The sequence below is a fragment of the Ruegeria sp. CH5 genome (assembly GCF_056537025.1).
Map to the genome: position 1 here is coordinate 41,127 of NZ_JBQFQT010000007.1, position 19,192 is coordinate 60,318.

At 57.3% G+C, this 19,192-nt stretch carries 16 protein-coding genes and 1 tRNA gene; 10 read left to right on the forward strand and 7 right to left on the reverse strand.

Going from position 1 to position 19,192, the window contains the following annotated elements:
• Window positions 1–18: 18 nt before the first annotated feature.
• The 9 genes from ACR0JC_RS17860 (at window position 19) to ACR0JC_RS17900 (ending at window position 9,145) form a co-directional block, all read left to right on the forward strand.
• Window positions 19–1,074 (forward strand): sugar phosphate isomerase/epimerase family protein, encoded by a 1,056-nt coding sequence (locus ACR0JC_RS17860; RefSeq protein ID WP_170343495.1) that lies wholly within the window; start codon window positions 19–21, stop codon window positions 1,072–1,074.
• A complete protein-coding gene (locus ACR0JC_RS17865) occupies window positions 1,074–2,228 on the forward strand; it encodes a Gfo/Idh/MocA family protein (protein WP_170343494.1) in 1,155 nt (384 codons plus the stop codon). The genes ACR0JC_RS17860 and ACR0JC_RS17865 overlap by 1 nt, the downstream gene beginning before the upstream one ends.
• 495 nt (window positions 2,229–2,723) lie before the next feature.
• Window positions 2,724–3,101 carry a hypothetical protein gene (locus ACR0JC_RS17870; protein ID WP_480764004.1) on the forward strand — a complete coding sequence of 126 codons (378 nt, stop codon included), beginning with the start codon at window positions 2,724–2,726 and terminating at the stop codon, window positions 3,099–3,101.
• A 318-nt stretch (window positions 3,102–3,419) separates the two neighbouring features.
• Entirely contained in the window at window positions 3,420–3,680 is a 261-nt protein-coding gene (locus tag ACR0JC_RS17875; protein WP_170343492.1) for a hypothetical protein, read from the forward strand.
• 14 nt (window positions 3,681–3,694) lie between these two features.
• Window positions 3,695–4,993 carry a tyrosine-type recombinase/integrase gene (locus ACR0JC_RS17880; RefSeq protein WP_170343491.1) on the forward strand — a complete coding sequence of 433 codons (1,299 nt, stop codon included), beginning with the start codon at window positions 3,695–3,697 and terminating at the stop codon, window positions 4,991–4,993.
• Between the two features lie 222 nt (window positions 4,994–5,215).
• Window positions 5,216–5,449: a helix-turn-helix transcriptional regulator gene (locus ACR0JC_RS17885; protein ID WP_170343490.1), complete on the forward strand. Its 234-nt coding sequence runs from the start codon at window positions 5,216–5,218 to the stop codon at window positions 5,447–5,449.
• Between the two features lie 132 nt (window positions 5,450–5,581).
• On the forward strand, window positions 5,582–6,343 hold the full coding sequence (locus tag ACR0JC_RS17890; RefSeq protein WP_170343489.1) for a hypothetical protein: 762 nt from the start codon (window positions 5,582–5,584) through the stop codon (window positions 6,341–6,343).
• Window positions 6,344–6,573: 230 nt separating this feature from the next.
• The gene (locus ACR0JC_RS17895; RefSeq protein WP_170343488.1) at window positions 6,574–8,100 is read left to right on the forward strand and encodes an AAA family ATPase; all 1,527 of its coding nucleotides are present in this window, start codon (window positions 6,574–6,576) and stop codon (window positions 8,098–8,100) included.
• 451 nt (window positions 8,101–8,551) lie between these two features.
• Entirely contained in the window at window positions 8,552–9,145 is a 594-nt protein-coding gene (locus tag ACR0JC_RS17900; protein WP_170343487.1) for a hypothetical protein, read from the forward strand.
• Between the two features lie 1,486 nt (window positions 9,146–10,631).
• On the opposite strand, the gene ACR0JC_RS17905 is transcribed toward ACR0JC_RS17900, so the two are convergent.
• The 4 genes from ACR0JC_RS17905 to ACR0JC_RS17920 all read right to left on the reverse strand — a co-directional run bounded on the left by ACR0JC_RS17905 (window position 10,632) and on the right by ACR0JC_RS17920 (window position 14,505).
• Window positions 10,632–11,012, reverse strand: coding sequence for a hypothetical protein (locus tag ACR0JC_RS17905; RefSeq protein WP_170337130.1), 381 nt, complete (start codon window positions 11,010–11,012; stop codon window positions 10,632–10,634).
• Between the two features lie 114 nt (window positions 11,013–11,126).
• Window positions 11,127–12,305 (reverse strand): carbohydrate porin, encoded by a 1,179-nt coding sequence (locus ACR0JC_RS17910; protein ID WP_170337128.1) that lies wholly within the window; start codon window positions 12,303–12,305, stop codon window positions 11,127–11,129.
• Window positions 12,302–13,066, reverse strand: coding sequence for a DUF3299 domain-containing protein (locus ACR0JC_RS17915; RefSeq protein ID WP_170343485.1), 765 nt, complete (start codon window positions 13,064–13,066; stop codon window positions 12,302–12,304). The genes ACR0JC_RS17910 and ACR0JC_RS17915 overlap by 4 nt, the downstream gene beginning before the upstream one ends.
• A 26-nt stretch (window positions 13,067–13,092) precedes the next feature.
• Window positions 13,093–14,505 carry an amidohydrolase family protein gene (locus ACR0JC_RS17920; protein ID WP_254429908.1) on the reverse strand — a complete coding sequence of 471 codons (1,413 nt, stop codon included), beginning with the start codon at window positions 14,503–14,505 and terminating at the stop codon, window positions 13,093–13,095.
• 117 nt (window positions 14,506–14,622) lie between these two features.
• On the opposite strand from ACR0JC_RS17920, the gene ACR0JC_RS17925 reads away from it, so the two are divergent.
• A complete protein-coding gene (locus tag ACR0JC_RS17925; protein WP_170343484.1) occupies window positions 14,623–15,630 on the forward strand; it encodes a helix-turn-helix domain-containing protein in 1,008 nt (335 codons plus the stop codon).
• Between the two features lie 601 nt (window positions 15,631–16,231).
• On the opposite strand, the gene ACR0JC_RS17930 is transcribed toward ACR0JC_RS17925, so the two are convergent.
• The 3 genes from ACR0JC_RS17930 to ACR0JC_RS17940 all read right to left on the reverse strand — a co-directional run bounded on the left by ACR0JC_RS17930 (window position 16,232) and on the right by ACR0JC_RS17940 (window position 19,192).
• Window positions 16,232–16,308: transfer RNA gene (locus tag ACR0JC_RS17930), tRNA-Arg, on the reverse strand.
• A 64-nt stretch (window positions 16,309–16,372) separates the two neighbouring features.
• Window positions 16,373–17,755, reverse strand: coding sequence for a sensor histidine kinase (locus tag ACR0JC_RS17935; protein ID WP_254430833.1), 1,383 nt, complete (start codon window positions 17,753–17,755; stop codon window positions 16,373–16,375).
• An 18-nt stretch (window positions 17,756–17,773) separates the two neighbouring features.
• On the reverse strand, window positions 17,774–19,192 hold the full coding sequence (locus ACR0JC_RS17940) for a dihydrolipoyl dehydrogenase family protein (protein WP_170343483.1): 1,419 nt from the start codon (window positions 19,190–19,192) through the stop codon (window positions 17,774–17,776).

The following is a 19,192-nucleotide window of genomic DNA, read 5'->3' on the forward strand; positions in this document are numbered from 1 at the left end:
GTTTTGGGGAGGAAACTTATGAAAACGATCAAAGGTCCAGCATTATTTCTTGCACAATTCGCAGGGGACGAAGCACCGTTCAATTCGTGGGACGCGATTACCAAATGGGCGGCTGACTGTGGATACAAGGGCGTCCAGGTTCCCAGTTGGGATGGCCGGTTGTTCGACCTTGAACAGGCCGCGTCCAGCACCGGTTACTGCGATGACTTCAAAGGCAAAGCCAGGGAAAATGGCGTCGAAGTCACTGAACTGTCAACGCACCTTCAGGGTCAGCTTGTGGCTGTTCACCCAGCCTATGACAGCGCCTTTGATGGCTTTGCCGCCGAGAGCGTCAGAGGAAACCCGAAAGCCCGGCAAGAATGGGCCGTAGACCAGGTCAAAAAAGCATTATCCGCTTCGAAGAACCTGGGCATTTCGGCGCATGCGACATTCTCGGGCGCGTTGGCGTGGCCCTACGTCTATCCCTGGCCGCAGCGCCCTGCCGGCTTGATCGAAACGGCATTTGATGAACTCGCCCGCCGTTGGGTGCCAATCCTCGACCACGCCGAAGAATGCGGCGTCGATGTCTGCTACGAAATTCACCCCGGAGAGGACCTCCACGACGGCGTGACCTACGAGATGTTCCTCGAACGGACAGGTAATCATCCAAGGGCTTGCATGTTGTACGACCCGTCGCACTACGTACTGCAATGCCTCGACTATCTGGACAATATCGACATCTACAAGGATCGGATCCGGATGTTCCATGTCAAAGATGCCGAGTTCAACCCGACCGGGCGGCAAGGGGTTTATTCAGGATACCAAAGCTGGGTGGATCGTGCCGGCCGGTTCCGGTCGCTTGGTGATGGCCAGGTGGATTTCGGGGCAGTGTTCTCAAAAATGGCGGCGAACGACTTTGATGGCTGGGCTGTGGTCGAATGGGAATGCTGTCTCAAACACCCCGAGGATGGAGCGCGTGAGGGCGCTCAGTTTGTGTCGGATCACATCATCCGTGTGACCGAGAAAGCCTTTGATGATTTCGCGGACGGTGGCACTGACGAAGCCGCCAATCGCAAAATGCTGGGGATCGAATAATGGTTACAGGACGCAGTGAAGAAGCCTCGGGTCGCATTCGGCTTGGCATGGTCGGCGGCGGAAATGACGCCTTCATAGGCGGCGTTCATCGCATAGCGGCGCGATTGGATGACAGGTTCGAACTGGTTGCCGGCGCTTTGTCTTCGACGCCCGAAAAATCCATTGAAAGCGGCCGGGCATTGGGTCTCGAACGGGTCTATGAAGACTTCAAACAAATGGCGATCCGGGAAGCCCGGCTCAAATCCGGGATCGAGGCGGTCTCAATCGTCACGCCAAATCACGTCCACTATGCCGCCGCGCGTGAATTCCTGAAACGCGGGATTCACGTCATTTGTGACAAGCCACTCACCTCGACCCTTGCCGATGCAAAAAAACTTGTCAAAGCGGCGGAAAGCGCGAATGCCCTGTTCATACTGACCCACAACTACACGGGCTACCCAATGGTTCGGCAGGCGCGTGAAATGGTTGCCAACGGCGATATTGGCAAAATCCGCGTCGTCCAGGTTGAATACCCGCAGGACTGGCTGACCGAGCAGCAGGATTTCAAACAGGCGGAGTGGCGAACCGATCCCGAACGCTCCGGCGCGGGCGGATCAACCGGTGACATCGGAACCCATGCCTACAACCTCGCTTGTTTTGTGACCGGGCTGAGGGCGGAAAGCCTTGCGGCGGATCTGCAAGCTTTCGTGCCGGGGCGCCAAGTCGATGACAACGCACATGTCTTGCTTCGCTTCGAAGGCGGAGCACGGGGTATGCTGTGGTCCTCTCAGGTGGCTCCCGGCAACGAAAACGCACTTCGGTTGCGGGTCTACGGCGAAAAAGGTGGGCTGGAGTGGGCTCAGGAAGACCCGAACTATCTCTGGTTCACGCCCTACAACGAACCAAAGCGTCTGATCACCCGCAATGGCGCTGGAGCTGGTGACGCTGCCAATCGCTTGAGCAGAGTTCCTCCGGGCCATCCCGAGGGATATCTTGAAGGGTTCGCCAATATTTACGGAGAGGTTGCTGAGGCGATCCAGGCTTTCCGAAATGGGATTTCACCTGAGGCGTCCGTTGTTTACCCAACCGTGCATGACGGGCTAGACGGGGTCAAATTTGTAGCCGCTTGTGTGCAAAGCTCGTCCAGAAACGCGGCTTGGGTCAAGTTGGAGTAAGTCTGGCTGTGGGCATAGGGTAGGCACCGGATACTGAGCCAGCCAACCCTTCCCTGCCCCTCGGCTCGTCCAACCACCAGTTCACCGCAGTAGTGAAACTCTGTGGCCGCCCAAATAAAAGCCCTGCGGCGAAGCAACCCTTCGCCGCATCATCCGCCAATGGCCGCTCTGCGGACGAAGCCGCCAACGCGGCCGGCAAGTACAAATGGCCCGAACCGCCCCACAAAGGAACCATCGGTATGAGCGTCTGTTCAGCACAGCAGCTCAATGATGTCAGCCACCGCTTTCAGAAAGATCGCCGCAACAGGAGGCGATCACGGCAAAACTGGATGGGTACGAATAGCCTCCAACCACCACGTATCCACTGCCGGATTTTGAGGCCTCGGTTTGCGCCTTCAGGCCAAGCAACCGAGCGCGCAAGCCCCCTCGATTTGACGACCCTAAATTTTTTCTGATAGACAGCGCGCCCTTTCCCAAAAATAGGAGGACCTGCAGATGTGGGTAGCATTCTCGACGCCCGAGGGTTCGGGCTTTTTCTCAGCCGTTGCCAAGGATGAGGACGGCAACACCAGCGGGCCGCACATGGGATCCCGCGTCTGCCTGCGGTTTCGCCGCGCACAGGACGCCGAATTGCTGCGCGACTATGGCATGGACGGTCAGGTAATCGAAACACCGGGCGGCGATTACCGTTACCGGGCGTTCATACCGCGCAACCACCTAGTGACCGTGCTGATGAACTTGGGCAACCACATGTCCTACCCCAATTTCAAGGCCAGCATCCCAAAAGATGATGTGGCGTTCGAACATGCTTGTCACGAGGTTTGGGCGGCATTCAGCGAACTACAGGAAGGCGGACCATATGGAATGAGGTGAAACAACCCACTAAACCCAGCGCGGTTGCCTCGAAGTTGTCTTGAGACAAAACACCTCGGTTTCACCACATGGGCCAAACTGACGAAAACACTGTTTTTTGAGAGTTACCAGTGGCGGACCGAGGAGCCGCCATTGGCTTTTCGCTGACGTCCGCTGGTGTTCATTTTTTATATTCTTATCAGCAATTTTTCGACGGAAGTGGGCGTCACGTCCGCTGACGTCCGCCGAATTCCGTTGACTGCCCCTGATTTTTAGGGGCACACAAGGGGCGCGATTAGGGGCCGCACCCATTGCCCCGGATTAGTAGAAAGAAAAGACGTGCAAACTATCGAACGCGCAGGCAATTCCGCCCTCACAAATGAAGTCACAGCAGAGCAACCGTTGTTGGCACAGGCAATGGAGCTCCTGCCAACCCTGCCCGACACAATCTATTTCGGCATGCCAGAAAGTTGGCGCAACCTTGCAGACTTGCTCTGCACATTGGTCAACGACCTTGGCTTTGATGATCAAAAAGCGGCGGCAGCGGCAGGAGTGTCCACGGACGTCGTTGCCGAGTATCGCGCTGCAATCAGCATTTAAGCGGGAGAACAGACATGGCGCGGGGAATGCACCGACTGACAGTCAAACAAGTTGAAAACGCCGCGCCTGGCACCGCCCTCAATGATGGGGGCGGTTTGTCTTTGCGCTGCACGGCCAACGGGACAAAGCGTTGGGTGTTCCGCTTTACGCTGAAAGGACAAAAGCAGCGGGAAATGGGCTTCGGCGGGTTTCCCTCAACGACGCTTGCACAAGCGCGCCAGAAGGCCACAGCCGCGCGCGACTTGCTGGCAAGCGGACTTGATCCAATTGCCGAGGCTGAAAACCAAGCCGCTGCAATGCGCGTCGCGGCAATAGAGGCCGAAGCCGCAACCGTGACGTTCTCCGATTACGTCGATGTGTTTTTGCCCTGGAAAACAAAAGGGTTCTCCAACCCCAAGCACGTTGCCCAATGGGGCATGTCACTTCGTAAGTACGCGGCGCCCCTCGCAGACAAACCTTTGGTCGAGATTACCCGGCAAGACATTTGGCAAGTTCTGACACAGCCTATGCCCGTCAAGCAGGCCGACGGCACGGAAAGAAACGAACCGATGTGGGACGCGCTGCATGTTTCGGCCACTCGCTTGCGGGCACGGCTTGAGGCCTTGTTCTACCACGCAATCCAAAACGGGGCTTACCATCAGGATAACCCTGCCCGCTGGGAACTGTTCAACGCCACTTTGTCCGCGCCCCGGAAACTGACCGGGGGGCACCGCCCGGCAATGCCAAGAAAAGACGTCCCATCGTTCGCCCAACAGCTACGAGCAAGCAAGTCGGTGGGTGCACTCGCGTTAGAGTTTCTAATCCTCACGGCATCGCGCTCTGGCGAAGTGCGATTGGCACTTTGGAGTGAAATTGACGAGGAAAACGCACTCTGGGCCATTCCGGCGGAGCGCATGAAGGCCCGGAGAAAGCACGTAGTTCCTCTCTGCCCTAGAGCACTGGCGATCCTTTCGGAAGTTAAAGCGCTGCGAAACGTTGAAATCAAATCAGACGACTATGTGTTTGAAGGCGCTAAACCGGGCAGGCCAATGTCCGACATGACCATTCGTGCCGTGATGCGGCGCATGAACTTGGGTCAGTACGTCCCGCACGGGTTCCGAAGCGCGTTCAAAGATTGGGCCGCGAACGACACTGAATTTCCCCGTGAGTTGGCCGAAGAAGCCTTGGCCCACCAACTGAACGACGTGGAAAGAGCCTATCGGCGCGAACAAGCTGTTGAGCGTCGCCGGGGCCTAATGCTTGCATGGCAAGACTTCATTGACGGCAAAGAACACGACAACACCCGCGTCATTCCTTTCAGGGATCGAGCCTAAACTTTGCCTTTGCTGATTCGAAGTGCTCAGGAAGGCGACATTTTTTTGACCCGAAATTGCACGGTCATTCGTCCCGCGCCTGACACAACAGACAAACAACGCCTCCAACTTTGACAGAGCAGTCAGAAAACAGATTATTTTCAGACAATTAGCATACTTTTTCGTGGCAGTACGCCAAGTACCTTCCTAGTTCTTACTCGATCAGTTTCTATGGAGGCGAGAATGCAGAACACCCCTGAGCAGAACAGCTGCCAAGAGCGGGCTACGTCAGGCGAACGGTTGCTGGCTTATCCAGAAGTCGTCAAAATCGTTGGGTTCAAGAGAACCAAAATCTACGAGATGATGAACAATGGCGAATTTCCCAAGCCGATAAAAATTGGTCGAGCGTCTCGTTGGAGTCAATCGGAGTTGACCGACTGGATTGAAGGACAAAAAGCCGCTCGGCTCGCTGCATAATTTGAAGCCCAAAAAGAAGAACCCCGCGCCACAAGCAAGCGCGGCAACGGGGCGAAAGGCAAGTTTTCCATGAGCACAAATACCACCAAACCCGCAACTAGCGGGCAACGATCACCTTCACCAGAAGAAGCTATGGACGTCTTGGCTTTGGCGAAGGAGAAATACATTCTGGATTGTAACAATAACACCGCCGAAGGGCTGGCCGCGCACTTCGCGTTCGGGTCTCTCACATTTGACGACGCACTTACAGCGACGCGCGATGCACTAACTGAATGCGGCATTGCGCAGCGCGCGCTTGATGCGGTTGCGTCGTTGTTCACGTCCGGCGACGTGATCGAACTCTGCGCAATCGGCACAGACGGCAGTGTTGTCGCATTCTGTGAAAAGTTGGACGGAGCAGCAGGCCAAGCCGCTCTGCACGATTTCATCAAGGCCCAGTTTGGTTTGCGCAATCTCTACCTGGGCGTCTGTTCGCGCAAAGAACACATGGCCGGTCAACACCGCCGGGCCAAGGCGCAGGACGTTGCTTGCCGCCGCCATTTGGTCGCGGATTTGGACATGAAAGACGCCCCGGACGTGGACCCGGACTGGACACTAACAATTGCAGCGTTGGACGCACTGACCCCTTCATTGGTAGTCCACAGCGGAAACGGCTTCCAAGTTTGGTTTCGCGTACAAGAACAACGGGACGGCGCTCTGCAATCGTCGTCAGCCGGTCCGTTGGCTGAGGCGCTTGCCGCGTTGGGTTCGGACCCAGTTGCGGACCCAGCCCGCATTGTGCGGTTGCCCTACACCTTGAACATTCCGACAGAACGAAAGCGTCAACGGGGGGCCAAGCTGTGCCTTGCACTACCGGTGGCGCAATTCGACAACAAACAGGAACTTGCCGCATGATGCACGTACTGGCACCCACCCCCGAAGAACTCCGAAACACTCTTGTTGGGATTGCTAACCGGCTTGGTTTGCCTGGACGCAAAGGTGTGTCCACGTCCGCAGGCGCGCCGCCCAGCGCAGACGCGGCACCGGACAAAGTAGCTTTCTTGGAGCCGTTCAAGATGCTGATGGAAGGTTTGCCAAACACAGACCGCATTGGCCGGGACGAACAAGTATCCGTAGCGCACGCAGTGCGCGGCGCAGTGGAAGGAACCGGCTTTGAAGCCGAAGGGCGCGCCCTGTTTCTTGAATGGTCTGCGCGCTGGGCTTGGGGCGGCGACACCGTGCATGACGCTCAGCTTTACGACACGATCCGTGATACACGCACTGGCTGGACATGGCTGCGCGGCTTTGCCGGACGATTGGACCCAGCGCTGGGCGAACGTGTGGCCCATGCTGACGCACAAGCCGTTTTCGGTGCCAGCCCGGTCAACTCGGCGGACGTGGACGCTCTTTCGGCACAGGTCGCTATAGGTAGCGCGATGGCACGGGCCTTGGCTGCGTTCTCGCTGACGCCTGTAAAGGCCCCTGCGCCGGGACAAATCCCGCCTCGTCGTTGGCTGTACGGGCGCAGTGTTATCGAAGGCTTCGTGTCCGTATTGGTCGCGCCCGGTGGTACAGGCAAAAGCGCGCTGATAAAAGCGGAAGCGCTCGCAATGTCGACAGGAAAGACGTTGTTCAGCGGTGACGAACCAACCCGCCCGTCAAACGTCTGGCTGCACAACGCCGAAGACCCCCAGGACGAACAGTTGCGCCGTTTGGCAGCGGCTCAAGCGCACTACGGGATTACGGACGCAGACATTGGCGGACGGCTGTTCATGACGTCTGGACGTGATTTGCACCTGTGTTTGGCACGGATGCGCCGTGATGGGCCAGAAGGGGTACCGGGTATGGTAGACGCTCTTGTGCGCGTGATGCTGGACGCGAAGGTAGGCGTGCTGGTTTTGGACCCTTTGGGCGCTATTCACAATCTGCCTGAGAACGACAATAACTCAGCCAATACGCTGATGGGGGCGCTACGCCAGATCGCGGACCGTACCGGCGCGGCAATTGTTCTGGTTCACCACGTCGGCAAAGCAGCGGGCGCGGACATGGGTGCGGCGGGGGCAAGCGCGGCGCGCGGCGCATCCGCCATCGTAGACGGCGCGCGCGTTGTTCGCCAGTTGGTCCGCATGACAGACAAAGAAGCCCGTCAGTTTGGTATTACCGACGATGAACGCCACCAATACGTCCGCGTAGAGAACGGTAAGGCCAACCTCGCGCCCGCTGCGAAAGCGCGCTGGCGGCGACTGGTCTCGGTGAAGTTGCACAACGGCACACCCGAGTATCCGGCAGGGGACACGGTTGCAGTTGTCGAGGATTGGACGCCGCCTGGCCCAACCGTGGGGACACCTAGCGACCTTCACCTCGTTCAAGCTGCCATTCAATCCGCTGCGTCCAAGCCGCGGGCCGACAAGCGGTCGCCGTCTTGGGCGGGCTACCTGATCGCAGACACGCTGAGCATGGATGTAGGTACGCGCGGCATCAAAGCAGCGGACCGAAACCCGGATCAGGCGCGGGCCTACAGCGCGGTTTCGGACATGCTGGAAAGCTGGATTGCCGACGGCGGACTGCGGGTAGTTTCAGAACACGATCCGCGCGCAGGGCGTGCTGTAAACTGCGTTGCCGCAGGCGAACCGGCAGCCGTTCGAAATGAGGTCGAGGGGTCCGCTCAATGAGCGTGAGAAACCCCACTTTGACTGTTCAGACAGGACGCTTCTACAGTCCCACAGTTGAACCGTGAGGGGTTGTGGATTGGTCCGTAAAACTGCACGGGGTAGTGGGGCGCGCTTTAAAAAAGCGCCCCACCACCACAGAGTTTTACTTAAGGCGGACAGACCGTCGTCGAAGAAATCCCTCATGCACGGTGAACCAAACAACACCTCTGCCGGACCGTGGAAATGAGTTCGATTTATTGCCTTTGAACGGGGCGCATTGCGAGGGTTAAGAGACGCAACGGTTACTCAATCTGACTGCATGCAACGCGAACAGTCAGAGCGATATTCACAGCGATAAGCATGCGGGGGCCGCTGTCCCGCACTGGGTGGAAAACACATCTTGCGCAACTAGCGCAGCATACAGGCAACGCCCGGTCTGTGATGAAGACGATTTGAATAGAAAGGACAGAGCATGTCCAACACAGCGGCACCCCGCACTTACGAAACTGCCGTCGAAATGGCGATTGATACAGCGACCTCGCACGACCTCTTTCCGGGGCAAAACCGGCACGACGATGAAGCATACTTTTTGAAGCACCCGGACCGCACCGCCCGGTTGCGGATCATCAAGGAAAGCGTACACACAACCGCTTTCAGCGCGGCGATTGCATTCCGTCGCTCTGCTCCGCGTGATCCGAAAGGCTGGCTGCTGAAATATGTACTGGTGCCTAAAGACCAACTCGTGTTGGCGATTGGCGGCGCTGCAATTTCGCCTCTGCCGCCAACGGAACTCGAAGAAGAACGCATTGCCCTAGACACATTCGGATCGTTGGCCCGTCCCCACTTCGATATGCAGCCGAAGGTCTGGCGCCAATGGCAGTCGGTGCATCAAGGGCCGAAGCCCCGGTACTCATTGATTGAGGACGCCGTAAACCTACCCATTTACGTCCCGGGCGTTCCTGAGACCTTTGCGACAGGCGACCCGCTAAGCCTGTGCAGCTATTGGATTGCCTGCAACGGCCAAGCGCGGTTCGACGCGGCGCTTAAACAAATGGGCGTCAAGTGAAGCTGACCCGCACAAACAACGATCAGCGGCGCACAGAGCGCCGCTGACACACCGCGTTAGGTTCTACCACTGCCAGCCAGCGTTTGCACGCCTCTGCGTCCGTAGGGCGGGCCAGATAGTCCCGCAGAGTCCGTAGCACCGCCAGTTGCTTCGCCTCATCCGTGACTCCCGCCATTACCGGTTCCAGTAGCACAGCGTTCTCCCGGTAGACCTGCGCCAGAACTGATAGTTCGTCCTCACCGGCAAGCTGCGTCCGGGGACGGCCACGGCGTCCGTTGCCTTTGCCGCGCTGGGCTTTAGGGGCCTTGGGTTTGTCTGGCATGGCGCGCTTTGAATATGGGTTATCCTGCCCATAGTTCACTTTCCACGTCCGGGGCGTCGCACTCGGCTTTGAGTCACGTCCGCAGCCATCAGCCGGACGTGGCCCGGCCTTAGCGACGCGCCGAGGCAAATCCTCCAACAGCGCCTTTTGCCAAGCTGCGTCGTTCTGCCGGTCGATCTGTGTTCGCCGGTACCGCCACCGAAGCCAATCCGTGACCGCTGGGGGCAAGGCCTCTACAATCAAGTCGCCCAGCACGTCACGAAACGCGCACTCGTGTTCGCCCAGGTCAATTGTGCTGCCCGGCAACCACGGGTTTTTCTTCCACTGACCCCCCAGCCGGTTCGCCGCGCGGCGCGCTTCGGCCCGGTTCCACTCTGCGGAGGACACTCTGCCGGTTTCAAACCGGCGTTTCTGGCGCTCACGATAGGCACGCGCGGCATGGGGTCCACAGTGGCTAAGACACCGGCCCTGCTTGCTTTCCTTGATTGCGGGGTTGGGGCAAGCGGCCCCTGTTTTCAGTCGCGCGCCGCAAGTCCGCGCTCCGGGGCTACCCATTCGGTAGGGCTCGCCTCGTTCGTGAAACAGGCTTTCGTGTTCTTGCGATGCAAATTTCATGGCTGATGACGATTACTGCTACGCCGCTCATGGGATGTGTTATTTTATAACAAAACTGACGCCATGACACTAAAATACTTGTAATATTTGGCGGTGCAGTTGATCCAAACGAACTCTTGAAGATGGAAGCTAAATCGTTGTCCGCTTTGTGCTGTATTGCGGTCGCTAGCAAAACTTAGGCGAACTTCTGCATCGAGCCCACTTTGACCGATGCTGCTCGATGCCCCAATTGTAGCATTGCGCAGAAAGCAGACTTTGCAAAGTCCGGTTGACCACATTGTCCACCAAAGGCGACAGTTCTGCTTCGCGACTGGGCTATACATAGCCCTCAAAGCGTATTGTTTGCGGGACTTCAGTTGCACCGTTTTCCTGAGCGAGTAGGGCGCGTGCTGACGAAAAGGTAGCAAGCGCAAAAAGAACAAGAAGGGCCTTTATCATCGTAGCGCCTCGGATCCGGGTTTTGAACTTGGGCCGGGGTTCACAAATGATCGCCCCGGCCAGCGTCAGGGCAAACGAGGTAGTTCTTGCCCTGAAACATCGTACTTTCGCCTAATTTAGAAGATCACCGACGATGCCGACGGCATCGACCACGGTAGACAGGTCATTCGTAACTTCGAGGACTTCGTCATCGACCAGAATGTAGCGGTTTCCTTTGCCCGGCTCCCCAAGCTTCCATTTGGAAAGGTCCCCAATATCCTCGAACTCCAGGTCAGATGGGAGCTTGGCACCGCGCGTGTAGCGCTTGATCTGTCCAGGTGGTACAGCTTTTGGGCCTTTGCCGGGTTTGTCTTCTATCTGAATGCTGACATCACCGTTCTTGCCCCCCTTGTTCGGCTTTTTACCCTTGTTGTCTTTGGCATGGGCATCGCTGCCTCCAAGGATGAAAAACACAACTGCTAAGGCTGCAAGAATTCCGTATGCAATCTTCATAGATTGTTCCTTTGCTTCCCAACTTCATTCGACCGGCGTTGAAAATTCCGGCACGCGCTTGATCTCTCTTAGTTGCCCTTTGGCACACCCCTTAGTGACTGCCTTCACCCCGCATTAGAAAACGATCCGGGTTCTTAGACCGAACAGGGTAATCCGGTCCTGATCGGGATTTAGAAGCGGGTCGGAAATGAATTGTACCGATGGCGTGATCTGCAGTCCGGGTGAGATTGAAAAGCGGTAGAAAGCTTCAAGCGTGAACTGATCGCCATCTATGCCTCTTGCTTCGGCCCAGTTTAGGCCCAGACCGGCCAAATCGGTGTTGCGACCATAGTAACCGAGACCGGCAGAAATCGACCGTTCATAAAGCGCTGCGGTTCCCTTCGAGGCCCCTGCACGGAAGAACGGCATCCATTTATTGTCAACAAACCATGCGGCGGAAAACGCTGCGCCGTAATCTTCTGCTCGACTGCCATCGTCAGCCGCATCCGCATGCCAGAGGGTCAGATGGATATTGTCGAAGTAGATGCGATCAAAGCCGGACGTGTACCCAAGTTCGAGCGACTTGAAGAGATTGCCGTCGCTAAACACATCAAAGTTTGGATCGGACGGGTCGGCGTTTGCGTCTGATACGCTGGCAACGGCGTAGAGGTTCTCGCTCAGCTTTACCCCACCGGCAATACCAAGGCCTTGGTTGGGCGTGTTGATTGTCGGGTTGGTATTGAAAGACAGGTTTTGAAAACCACTGTAGGGGCTTACCAACCCGTAGATATCCACAAAGTCCGTTACATCAATCTGGCCGACTTGCAGCGCCCACGACCCATTCTCAGCCCTTTGGGTCCAGAACAAATTGGTCAGAAGCAAACCGTTGTCATTGAAGGCTGTTCCCGTGATTGAAAGGGCTCCGCCATCCAGCCCGAGAAATTGCGGAGCAACGTCAGTATAACTGTGCCTGTCTTCGATCTTGAATGTCAGAGACCCCCGTTCAGTTGCCTGCCAACTGCCGTAGAACCGCGCAATTCCGCTGGCTGCTTCGCCGGTTCCCAGATCAGCATCCGTGGTTTGGCCCAATGCCAGGTAGTCAATGTTGAACCGAAAACCACCCTCAGCCAGTCGGTCTTTCCACTGAAACCAACCCGGTGCGATGTTGCGTGGAAAATCGGAACGATATTGCGGATCGGTGAGCCCGTCTCCGGGCGCAAGATCGGCTTCGACTGAAGATGGCCCGGATAGTCCCTGAGCCGACGCTGCGCCAGCAAATGCAATGCTCAATGCGGCAACCAGAAGTCTTATCATTTTGACGCCTGTGCCCCACCGGTCTTGCGATTTCCTGCCGCGCGGATGCGATCAGCAGCACGCTGCTTCCATTCCAACCTGTCTGCCTCGGTTTCCAGAGTTTCGACACGTTCCGCCTCTAGCTGGAAAGTCGCATTCATAGGCATGAGGCCATCCACAACCATCATATTATGAACGGAAGGATCGATAGTCAGCGTGCCTGTCAGCCGAACGGGTTCGTGGAAATAGCTAGGCGCCCAGTCCCCGTTCAACCGCACACGGATCATCTGGTTAGGCGGAGGTGGAGGCATGTGGCTGCACATCCCTCTTTCTGGCACCAAATACGCCACAGGCCGGCCGTCCGGATCGCTCGGAGCAGGAATGGCAAAGCCCGCGAGTGTGATTGTTCGGCCGTCGAATTGCGGGTTTCCGCTCGTTCCAGCCTTTCTTCGACGTTCAGTCACAACCTCGCGCTGATCGAGTAACCAGTCGACGTCAATTCCGTCTGACACCAAGGCGTCTTCGGTCTCTGCTAAAAGCAATTGCCATTTCTGCCGTTCTTCGGCGCTGCCAACCTCCTGCTGCAACCTGCCGCGTATACGCACAACGAAAAGAACATCGTCGAACTGTTCAGGGCTGAGATCACGATAGGGGTCATCAAAGACCTGCGCAGACGGATCTAGCAGGTCTGCCCAGTCCAACGCGGTTCCAGGCGTCGCCGCAGCATCATAACCGCACAAAACCAACCCTGCGAATACTACGGAGCAAAACCAATTTCGCATGAATGCTCTCCGGCTGCCTTATCTGGTCAATCCAGTGTGTTTTTGTAGATCACACCGTCCTTCATGATCAGGCGGATTGTTTCTGGGCTTTCAGGCCTCGGGTCGGCCCCAAACCATTGATCACCCGTACCAACCACCGAGAAATCTTCGAGCGGATTACCGTCGATCAGCAGGATATCCGCATAGGCGCCTTCCTCGATCACACCGAGCTTGCCAGCCGTGTAAGGGTTCGAAAAATCGCCTGACAAAGCTACGACCTCACCGCCGATTGACGTAAGTGTCACCATCGACTGGTACGGTCCGAAGAACTCGTTATTGAGATGTTTTTCATAAGCAATCTGGATGTTGCATGCTTCCACTGATCCCACGCAATCGGTCTGAAAGCCGCGTTTTACCGGGCATTCCTTCATATTCGGAATGTAGTTCGCGAAAGTCGCGGACGCCGATATCGCTTTCGCGAGGCTCTTGGGCTCGTTCTTGACCGATGGGATATCCAACAAACCCGGATCAAAAGCCGTGAGGTTAGTCGTTATGTAAGCCCCTTTCTCGTTCATAATCTCGGCAATCTCGCAATCGAAGGAGAAGCCGTGTTCAATGGACATTACACCGGCCTCAAGGGCGTTCATGATTGCTTCCTTGCGGTAAGAATGCGCCATGACATAGGTGCCGTATTCGTTGGCAACCTGAACGGCAGCTTCGATTTCTTCCTTGGAGCCGGCGAGCAACTGCCATGGGTCAAACGCCGAGATCACCCCACCCGACTGCATGAATTTCAGCTGTGTCGCCCCCATGCGCATGTTATTACGACCATACAGGTAGACATCATCGACACCGCTGACTTGTTGCGCCATGTTCAGATTACCGAAGTTGGTCTGTCCGCCCGGCGGCGAGGTGAAGGATGCGAAGTCAGCGTGGCCGCCGCGTGTCCCGAGGAACGCGCCTGACGCATAGTGACGTGGACCGACGATCTGTCCGGCGTCGATGGCCCTCCGCAGACCGCCGTTGGCGCCGCCAGCATCTCTTACAGTCGTAAATCCTTGCATCAGGTACATCTCGGCCATCCTGGTTCCATGGATGCCAAAATCCTCCCAGGTCGAGTTCGTTTCCATGGAAGCGATAGACGGTCCCATGAGCATGAGGTGTGCGTGAAGCTCAATGAAGCCCGGTGTGAGTGTCCTACCGCCGCCATCGATCACCTCCGCATTGGGGGCATCGATCGCATCAGTTGAGACGACCTTGATAAGGTTGCCCTCAACCAGAACGCTTGCATTTTCGATCCGCTGTTCATTCACACCGTCGAAGACATGCACGTTGGTAAACAGCGTTTGGGGTTCTTCTTGATCCTGAGCCTGCGCGGTCGCCGAAAAAGAAAGAACTGCCGCGACAATTGCCGTCGAGCAAAGAGACATTCGTAAGCCGGACATAAGTACTCCCTTCATATTCATGTTTTGCCAACTATAGTCTGGAATTCATTGGCTCGGTTGCCCCTTTTGAATTAGGATGTACGAATGTGACTGCAAAAATGGCCACTTCTTAAAGCTAATCCAACAAGGGTTATGAGCTTGCCTTTCAACTCCACCTCCCGAGAGCATAGCGAGGGCTTTGTTCGCCTCTCTTTAGCCGCTCCCTTTCTGCAATATCTCACCGAACGTAAGATCAATCCGCAACCAGCATTGGATCAGGTCGGCTTGAAAGCCGAACTGTTGACTAACCCATCCGTGTTCGTTCACTCCGAGCTGGTTTACGGCTTGGTAAATGCTTTCTCAGAAGTATCAGGGGATCGATACCTAGGACTGAATGTAGGGGAAGCGTTTGACCTACAAGGATGGCCGCCCTTCGCTCAAGCCTTGCAATCTACAAAAACGCTGTTCGAGTTTTTTACCCGCTTTGTTGAGCTCGTGCCGCAGGAGTCCAATTCTGTGCGGCACAGCCTTGTCATTGAAGCAGACAAAGCGACTTATCGTATCGAGAGGCAACAGGAACCAACCGTCCCACCCATTCAGGTGACCGGTTTTGGTGCCGCAATCTATGTACGCCTATTGCAGACCGTCGTCGGAGAGTCCTGGGACTCTTCCCGTGTGCGATGGGAAAGCAGATACATCAATGGGCTGCCTATCGACTACAAAGGGATCGAGGTTGGCCTTGGGACTGATCCCGGAATGCAAATTAGTTTTCCTGTGGAATGGTTGTTTTTGCACCACGTCTCTGAGGGTTCTGCCAAGCCCATAGCATCACTTCGACAAGATGAAGAAGTAACCGTGGTGGCAGCTTTGCGATCTGTCTTACGCGACAAACTGGATGAAACCGATTTGGGACCAGAGATGGTGGCTGGAATGCTGGGAATACAACCGGAACGGTTTCTGAAAGCGCTTCAAAAACAAGGCACAACGCTACCGCGCGAAATCAAACGGCTGCGTATCGATGTCGCCAAGGAGCACCTCAAACAAAACCAGATGACAATTGCAGAGATCGGACTGATGCTCGGCTATTCTGACAAGTCCCATTTCACTCGCTTTTTCCGAGGTCAGACCGGAATGACACCGACCAAGTTCCGAAGCAAGTAAATGTGGTCGAGCCAAATGAACGCTTCGAAGATTAGGTCCTCGTGGGATCAGTTCGGAGAAGTTGTAGTGCGACGTTGAACAGGTTAGTCGACGACATGAATGGTTGGTTGCCACCGCCGATACAACCTCTGCAACTGGCCGTTTCGTTGTGTATTTCGGAGTTAGCAAAGCTTGGTTGCGAAGGTCCGCTTCGGGCTGCCCTGTAGTCATCCACCCTCAACAGGCGAGTGACAGTATTGTCCCGCATTGCGGATAATCATCGGAATGGATCGGGTGTCTGCGTGGACTTCAAAGCGGTCTTTCGTGCTAAGTGCGCCAAATGGCCAAGCAGCTGATGTACTCTCGGCGTAACGAGTTTGTAGCCGCGCGGGAGTGGCCATATCTCACCTGACCTATCAGTCAAAAAGTCCAGATACCCCGCGCTTGGTATGCGTGGGGTATAAACAAAACCGTGCGGCGTCCGGGTGAGGCCGGGGGGTGGGGTACGACATTCGGACTCACTCGGCATCGCAGGGGTAAACCGGCAAGCGTTTCGAATTTAGTGGCAGATCAGGGGCAGGAAAACGTTGATCGGAATTTCGTCAATGTTTTCAGTACCAAATGGCGGACCGAGGAGGATTCGAACCCCCGACCCCTTGATTCGTAGTCAAGTACTCTATCCAGCTGAGCTATCGGTCCGCGTTGGTGAAGCGGTATTTAGACCCGGCGTTCGGGACGTGCAACCCGATTCTTCAAAAATAATTCAAAAACCCATCTCCCCCCGTGGGAGCCTTATTTCAAAGACCGTGCCCTCCGGGCCGGTGCTGGTCAGCACCAATTCTCCCCCGTGGCCGCGCACCAGCTCCTGCGAAATCGCCAGACCCAGGCCCGAGCCACCTTTGCGCACACCACCCTGAAACGGCGTGAACAGATTCTCCTGCGCTCGCGGCGGCAAACCGGGGCCGGTATCCCGAACCTCGATGACCCATGCGTCTTGATCTTCGGAGGCCGAGATCGTGATTTTTCCTGGTTGGCCGGATGTAATAAGTGCTTGGCGTGCGTTGCGCACAAGGTTCATGATGACCCGGAACATCTGTTCCGGATCGGCCCGAACAACCAGATCTTCGGGAACGTCGTTGGCAATTTCGATACAACCGCCGTCTACGGCCAGAGCCTCGCTGGACGCTACGTCGGCAGCGATATCGCGCAACCGCACCATGGTCAGGGTGGGCGCGGGCTCTTCGGCCCGCCCGAAGGCCAGCGTACTTTCGCACAGGGACACCGCCCGGGTGATCGAGTTGACCAGCTTGGGCGCCATCCGTCGGACCAACGGGTCGTCGCTGGCTTCGATCCGGTCAGTGAACAGCTGGGCCGAGGTCAGGATGTTGCGCAGATCGTGGCTGACCTTGGCCACCGCGCCACCCAGTTGTGCCAGCCTCTCGCGCTGTTTCAGGGCCTGGGTCAGGTCGGTCTGCAGCATCTGCAGGGCTTCTTCAGCCTCGCGCAGTTCGGTCACCTTGGATTGGGGAGAAATGATGCCGCGCGCATCTTCGGGTGCCCGGGCGTAGCGCTGCATGTAGCCCACCACGCTTTTGATCGGGCGAACCAGAACCACCCGCACCGCGAGAAACAGAAAAAACGCGGTGATGATCGAGATGACAAAGGACAGACCGAGGATGCGCAGGCCATAATCGATCATCGCCATACGCAAGGGCGCGCTGTCCATGGTAACCTCGATAAGCAAACCCGCATCCCGCACAGGCTGCCCGATGACGCGAATGACCTGGTTCTCGGGCGTGAAGAAACGGATCATCGCGTCCCGAATGAGAACCCAAGGCCCGGCGCCTCGCAAATCATAGGTCCTGGCGACCTGGTCTGGGATAGGGGAAGACAGCATCAGCTGGCGCACCTCGTCCCGGCGCAGCACCACGTTGTAGACCCCGGCATTGGCCAGAAGCTCGGCCTCAAGTTCGTCTGCCAGCATGTCGTCGGCCAGCAGCGCCAACGAGGCGATCTGGGCGCGTTCCAGCCGGTTCAGAAGGAAATCCTCGCGGAAGCGCGCGATCGACGGCACGAAGATCAGCACCTCGGCCAACATCACGAAGACCGTCGTCAAGATCAGGAAACGACCCGACAGCGAGTTCAAGTGGCGCTCCTTTCCCGATCAGGGGATCCAGCGCTGGACCAGCCTGACCACTCGTTCAACCATCTGATTCTCAAACAGTCTTGGCGAGAAATAGGCGCCCGCCACCCGTTTGTTAAGCTCTCCGATCGTGGGATAGGGCGACACCATCGCCGCGATCTGGCTCATCTTCAGGTTATTGGCCAGCGCCAGAGACCACAAGTTGATCAGTTCGCCGGCCTGATGCCCCACGATTGTGGCCCCCACCGGTCGCCCCTTGACGACCATGACCTTGATGAACCCGGTCGTTTTGCGTTCAGCCACGGCGCGATCGTTGTGGGCATAGTCGAACCGGGCGATCTCGACCTTGTCGCCGTGGCGGTCGCGCGCCTGCGCCTCGGTCAGGCCGACCTGGGCCAGTTCGGGGTCGGTATAGGTTGCCCAGGGGATATGCGCCGTCTTGGCCTTGGACGGCAGCCCGAACAGGGCCGAACGGATGATGACCCCGGCATGATACCCAGCCACATGGGTGAACTGCATCCCGCCCGCGACGTCGCCAATCGCATAGACCCGCCGGTTGGTGGTGCGCAGGCTGTCATCCACCTTGATGCCCGTGTGCGTCCGGTCGATCCCGGCAGCCTGCAGGTTCAGGCGGTCGGTGTTGGCCTTGCGCCCCACCGCCAGCAGCAGGTGCGAGCCTGCATGGACCGCGCCATCCTCGGTGACGACCTCGACCGCTCCGGCCTTCCCGCGCACCCGGGCCACCATCGCGTGTTCCAGAATCTCGACCCCTTCGGCGCGCAGAGCCTCCAATACCACTGCGGCCGCCTCGGGGTCATCCTTGCCCAGCGCCCGCGCGCCTTCGATCACCGTTACCTTGCAGCCCAGTCGCACATGCGCCTGCGCTATCTCCATGCCGATGGGCCCCCCGCCAATGATCAGCAGGTGGTCGGGCTTGACGCGCAGGTCGAAGATGGTCTCGTTGGTCTCAAACGGCACGCCATCCAGCCCCGGGATAGGCGGCACCAGCGGCGACGAGCCCGTGGCGATCACCACGCGGCGGGGGGTGATGACGAAATCGCCGGCCTGCACCTGCGTGGGCGACAGAAAAGTCCCCCAGTCGCGAATGACGCGCACGCCGAACCCTTCGAACCGTTCCTGGCTGTCCATGGGCTCGATCTGAGCGATCACGTCCCGCACATGGTCCTTTGCGGCGGCATAGTCCACCTGTGGCGCGTGGTCGGCAACGCCGAACGGCTCGGCATGGCTCTGCGCATGGGCCAGCTTGGCACTGGCCAGCAGCGCCTTGGACGGGACGCAGCCATAATTCAGACAGTCGCCCCCCATCTTGTGCCCTTCCAGCAGGATCACGTCGGCACCCATCTGGCTGGCCCCGGCAGCCACCGACAGGCCACCCGACCCGGCCCCGATCACCAGGATGTCGGTCTTAAGTTCTTGCAT

What these genes read in the sequence shown, in the direction of transcription:
- ACR0JC_RS17890 (WP_170343489.1), top strand. Translation starts at nt 5,582, where the DNA reads ATGGACGTCTTGGCTTTGGCGAAGGAGAAATACATTCTGGATTGTAAC.
- ACR0JC_RS17905 (WP_170337130.1), bottom strand. Translation starts at nt 11,012, where the DNA reads ATGAAGATTGCATACGGAATTCTTGCAGCCTTAGCAGTTGTGTTTTTC.
- ACR0JC_RS17885 (WP_170343490.1), top strand. Translation starts at nt 5,216, where the DNA reads ATGCAGAACACCCCTGAGCAGAACAGCTGCCAAGAGCGGGCTACGTCA.
- ACR0JC_RS17940 (WP_170343483.1), bottom strand. Translation starts at nt 19,192, where the DNA reads ATGCAAGAACTTAAGACCGACATCCTGGTGATCGGGGCCGGGTCGGGT.
- ACR0JC_RS17925 (WP_170343484.1), top strand. Translation starts at nt 14,623, where the DNA reads ATGAGCTTGCCTTTCAACTCCACCTCCCGAGAGCATAGCGAGGGCTTT.
- ACR0JC_RS17865 (WP_170343494.1), top strand. Translation starts at nt 1,074, where the DNA reads ATGGTTACAGGACGCAGTGAAGAAGCCTCGGGTCGCATTCGGCTTGGC.
- ACR0JC_RS17920 (WP_254429908.1), bottom strand. Translation starts at nt 14,505, where the DNA reads ATGAAGGGAGTACTTATGTCCGGCTTACGAATGTCTCTTTGCTCGACG.
- ACR0JC_RS17900 (WP_170343487.1), top strand. Translation starts at nt 8,552, where the DNA reads ATGTCCAACACAGCGGCACCCCGCACTTACGAAACTGCCGTCGAAATG.
- ACR0JC_RS17860 (WP_170343495.1), top strand. Translation starts at nt 19, where the DNA reads ATGAAAACGATCAAAGGTCCAGCATTATTTCTTGCACAATTCGCAGGG.
- ACR0JC_RS17915 (WP_170343485.1), bottom strand. Translation starts at nt 13,066, where the DNA reads ATGCGAAATTGGTTTTGCTCCGTAGTATTCGCAGGGTTGGTTTTGTGC.
- ACR0JC_RS17870 (WP_480764004.1), top strand. Translation starts at nt 2,724, where the DNA reads ATGTGGGTAGCATTCTCGACGCCCGAGGGTTCGGGCTTTTTCTCAGCC.
- ACR0JC_RS17880 (WP_170343491.1), top strand. Translation starts at nt 3,695, where the DNA reads ATGGCGCGGGGAATGCACCGACTGACAGTCAAACAAGTTGAAAACGCC.
- ACR0JC_RS17910 (WP_170337128.1), bottom strand. Translation starts at nt 12,305, where the DNA reads ATGATAAGACTTCTGGTTGCCGCATTGAGCATTGCATTTGCTGGCGCA.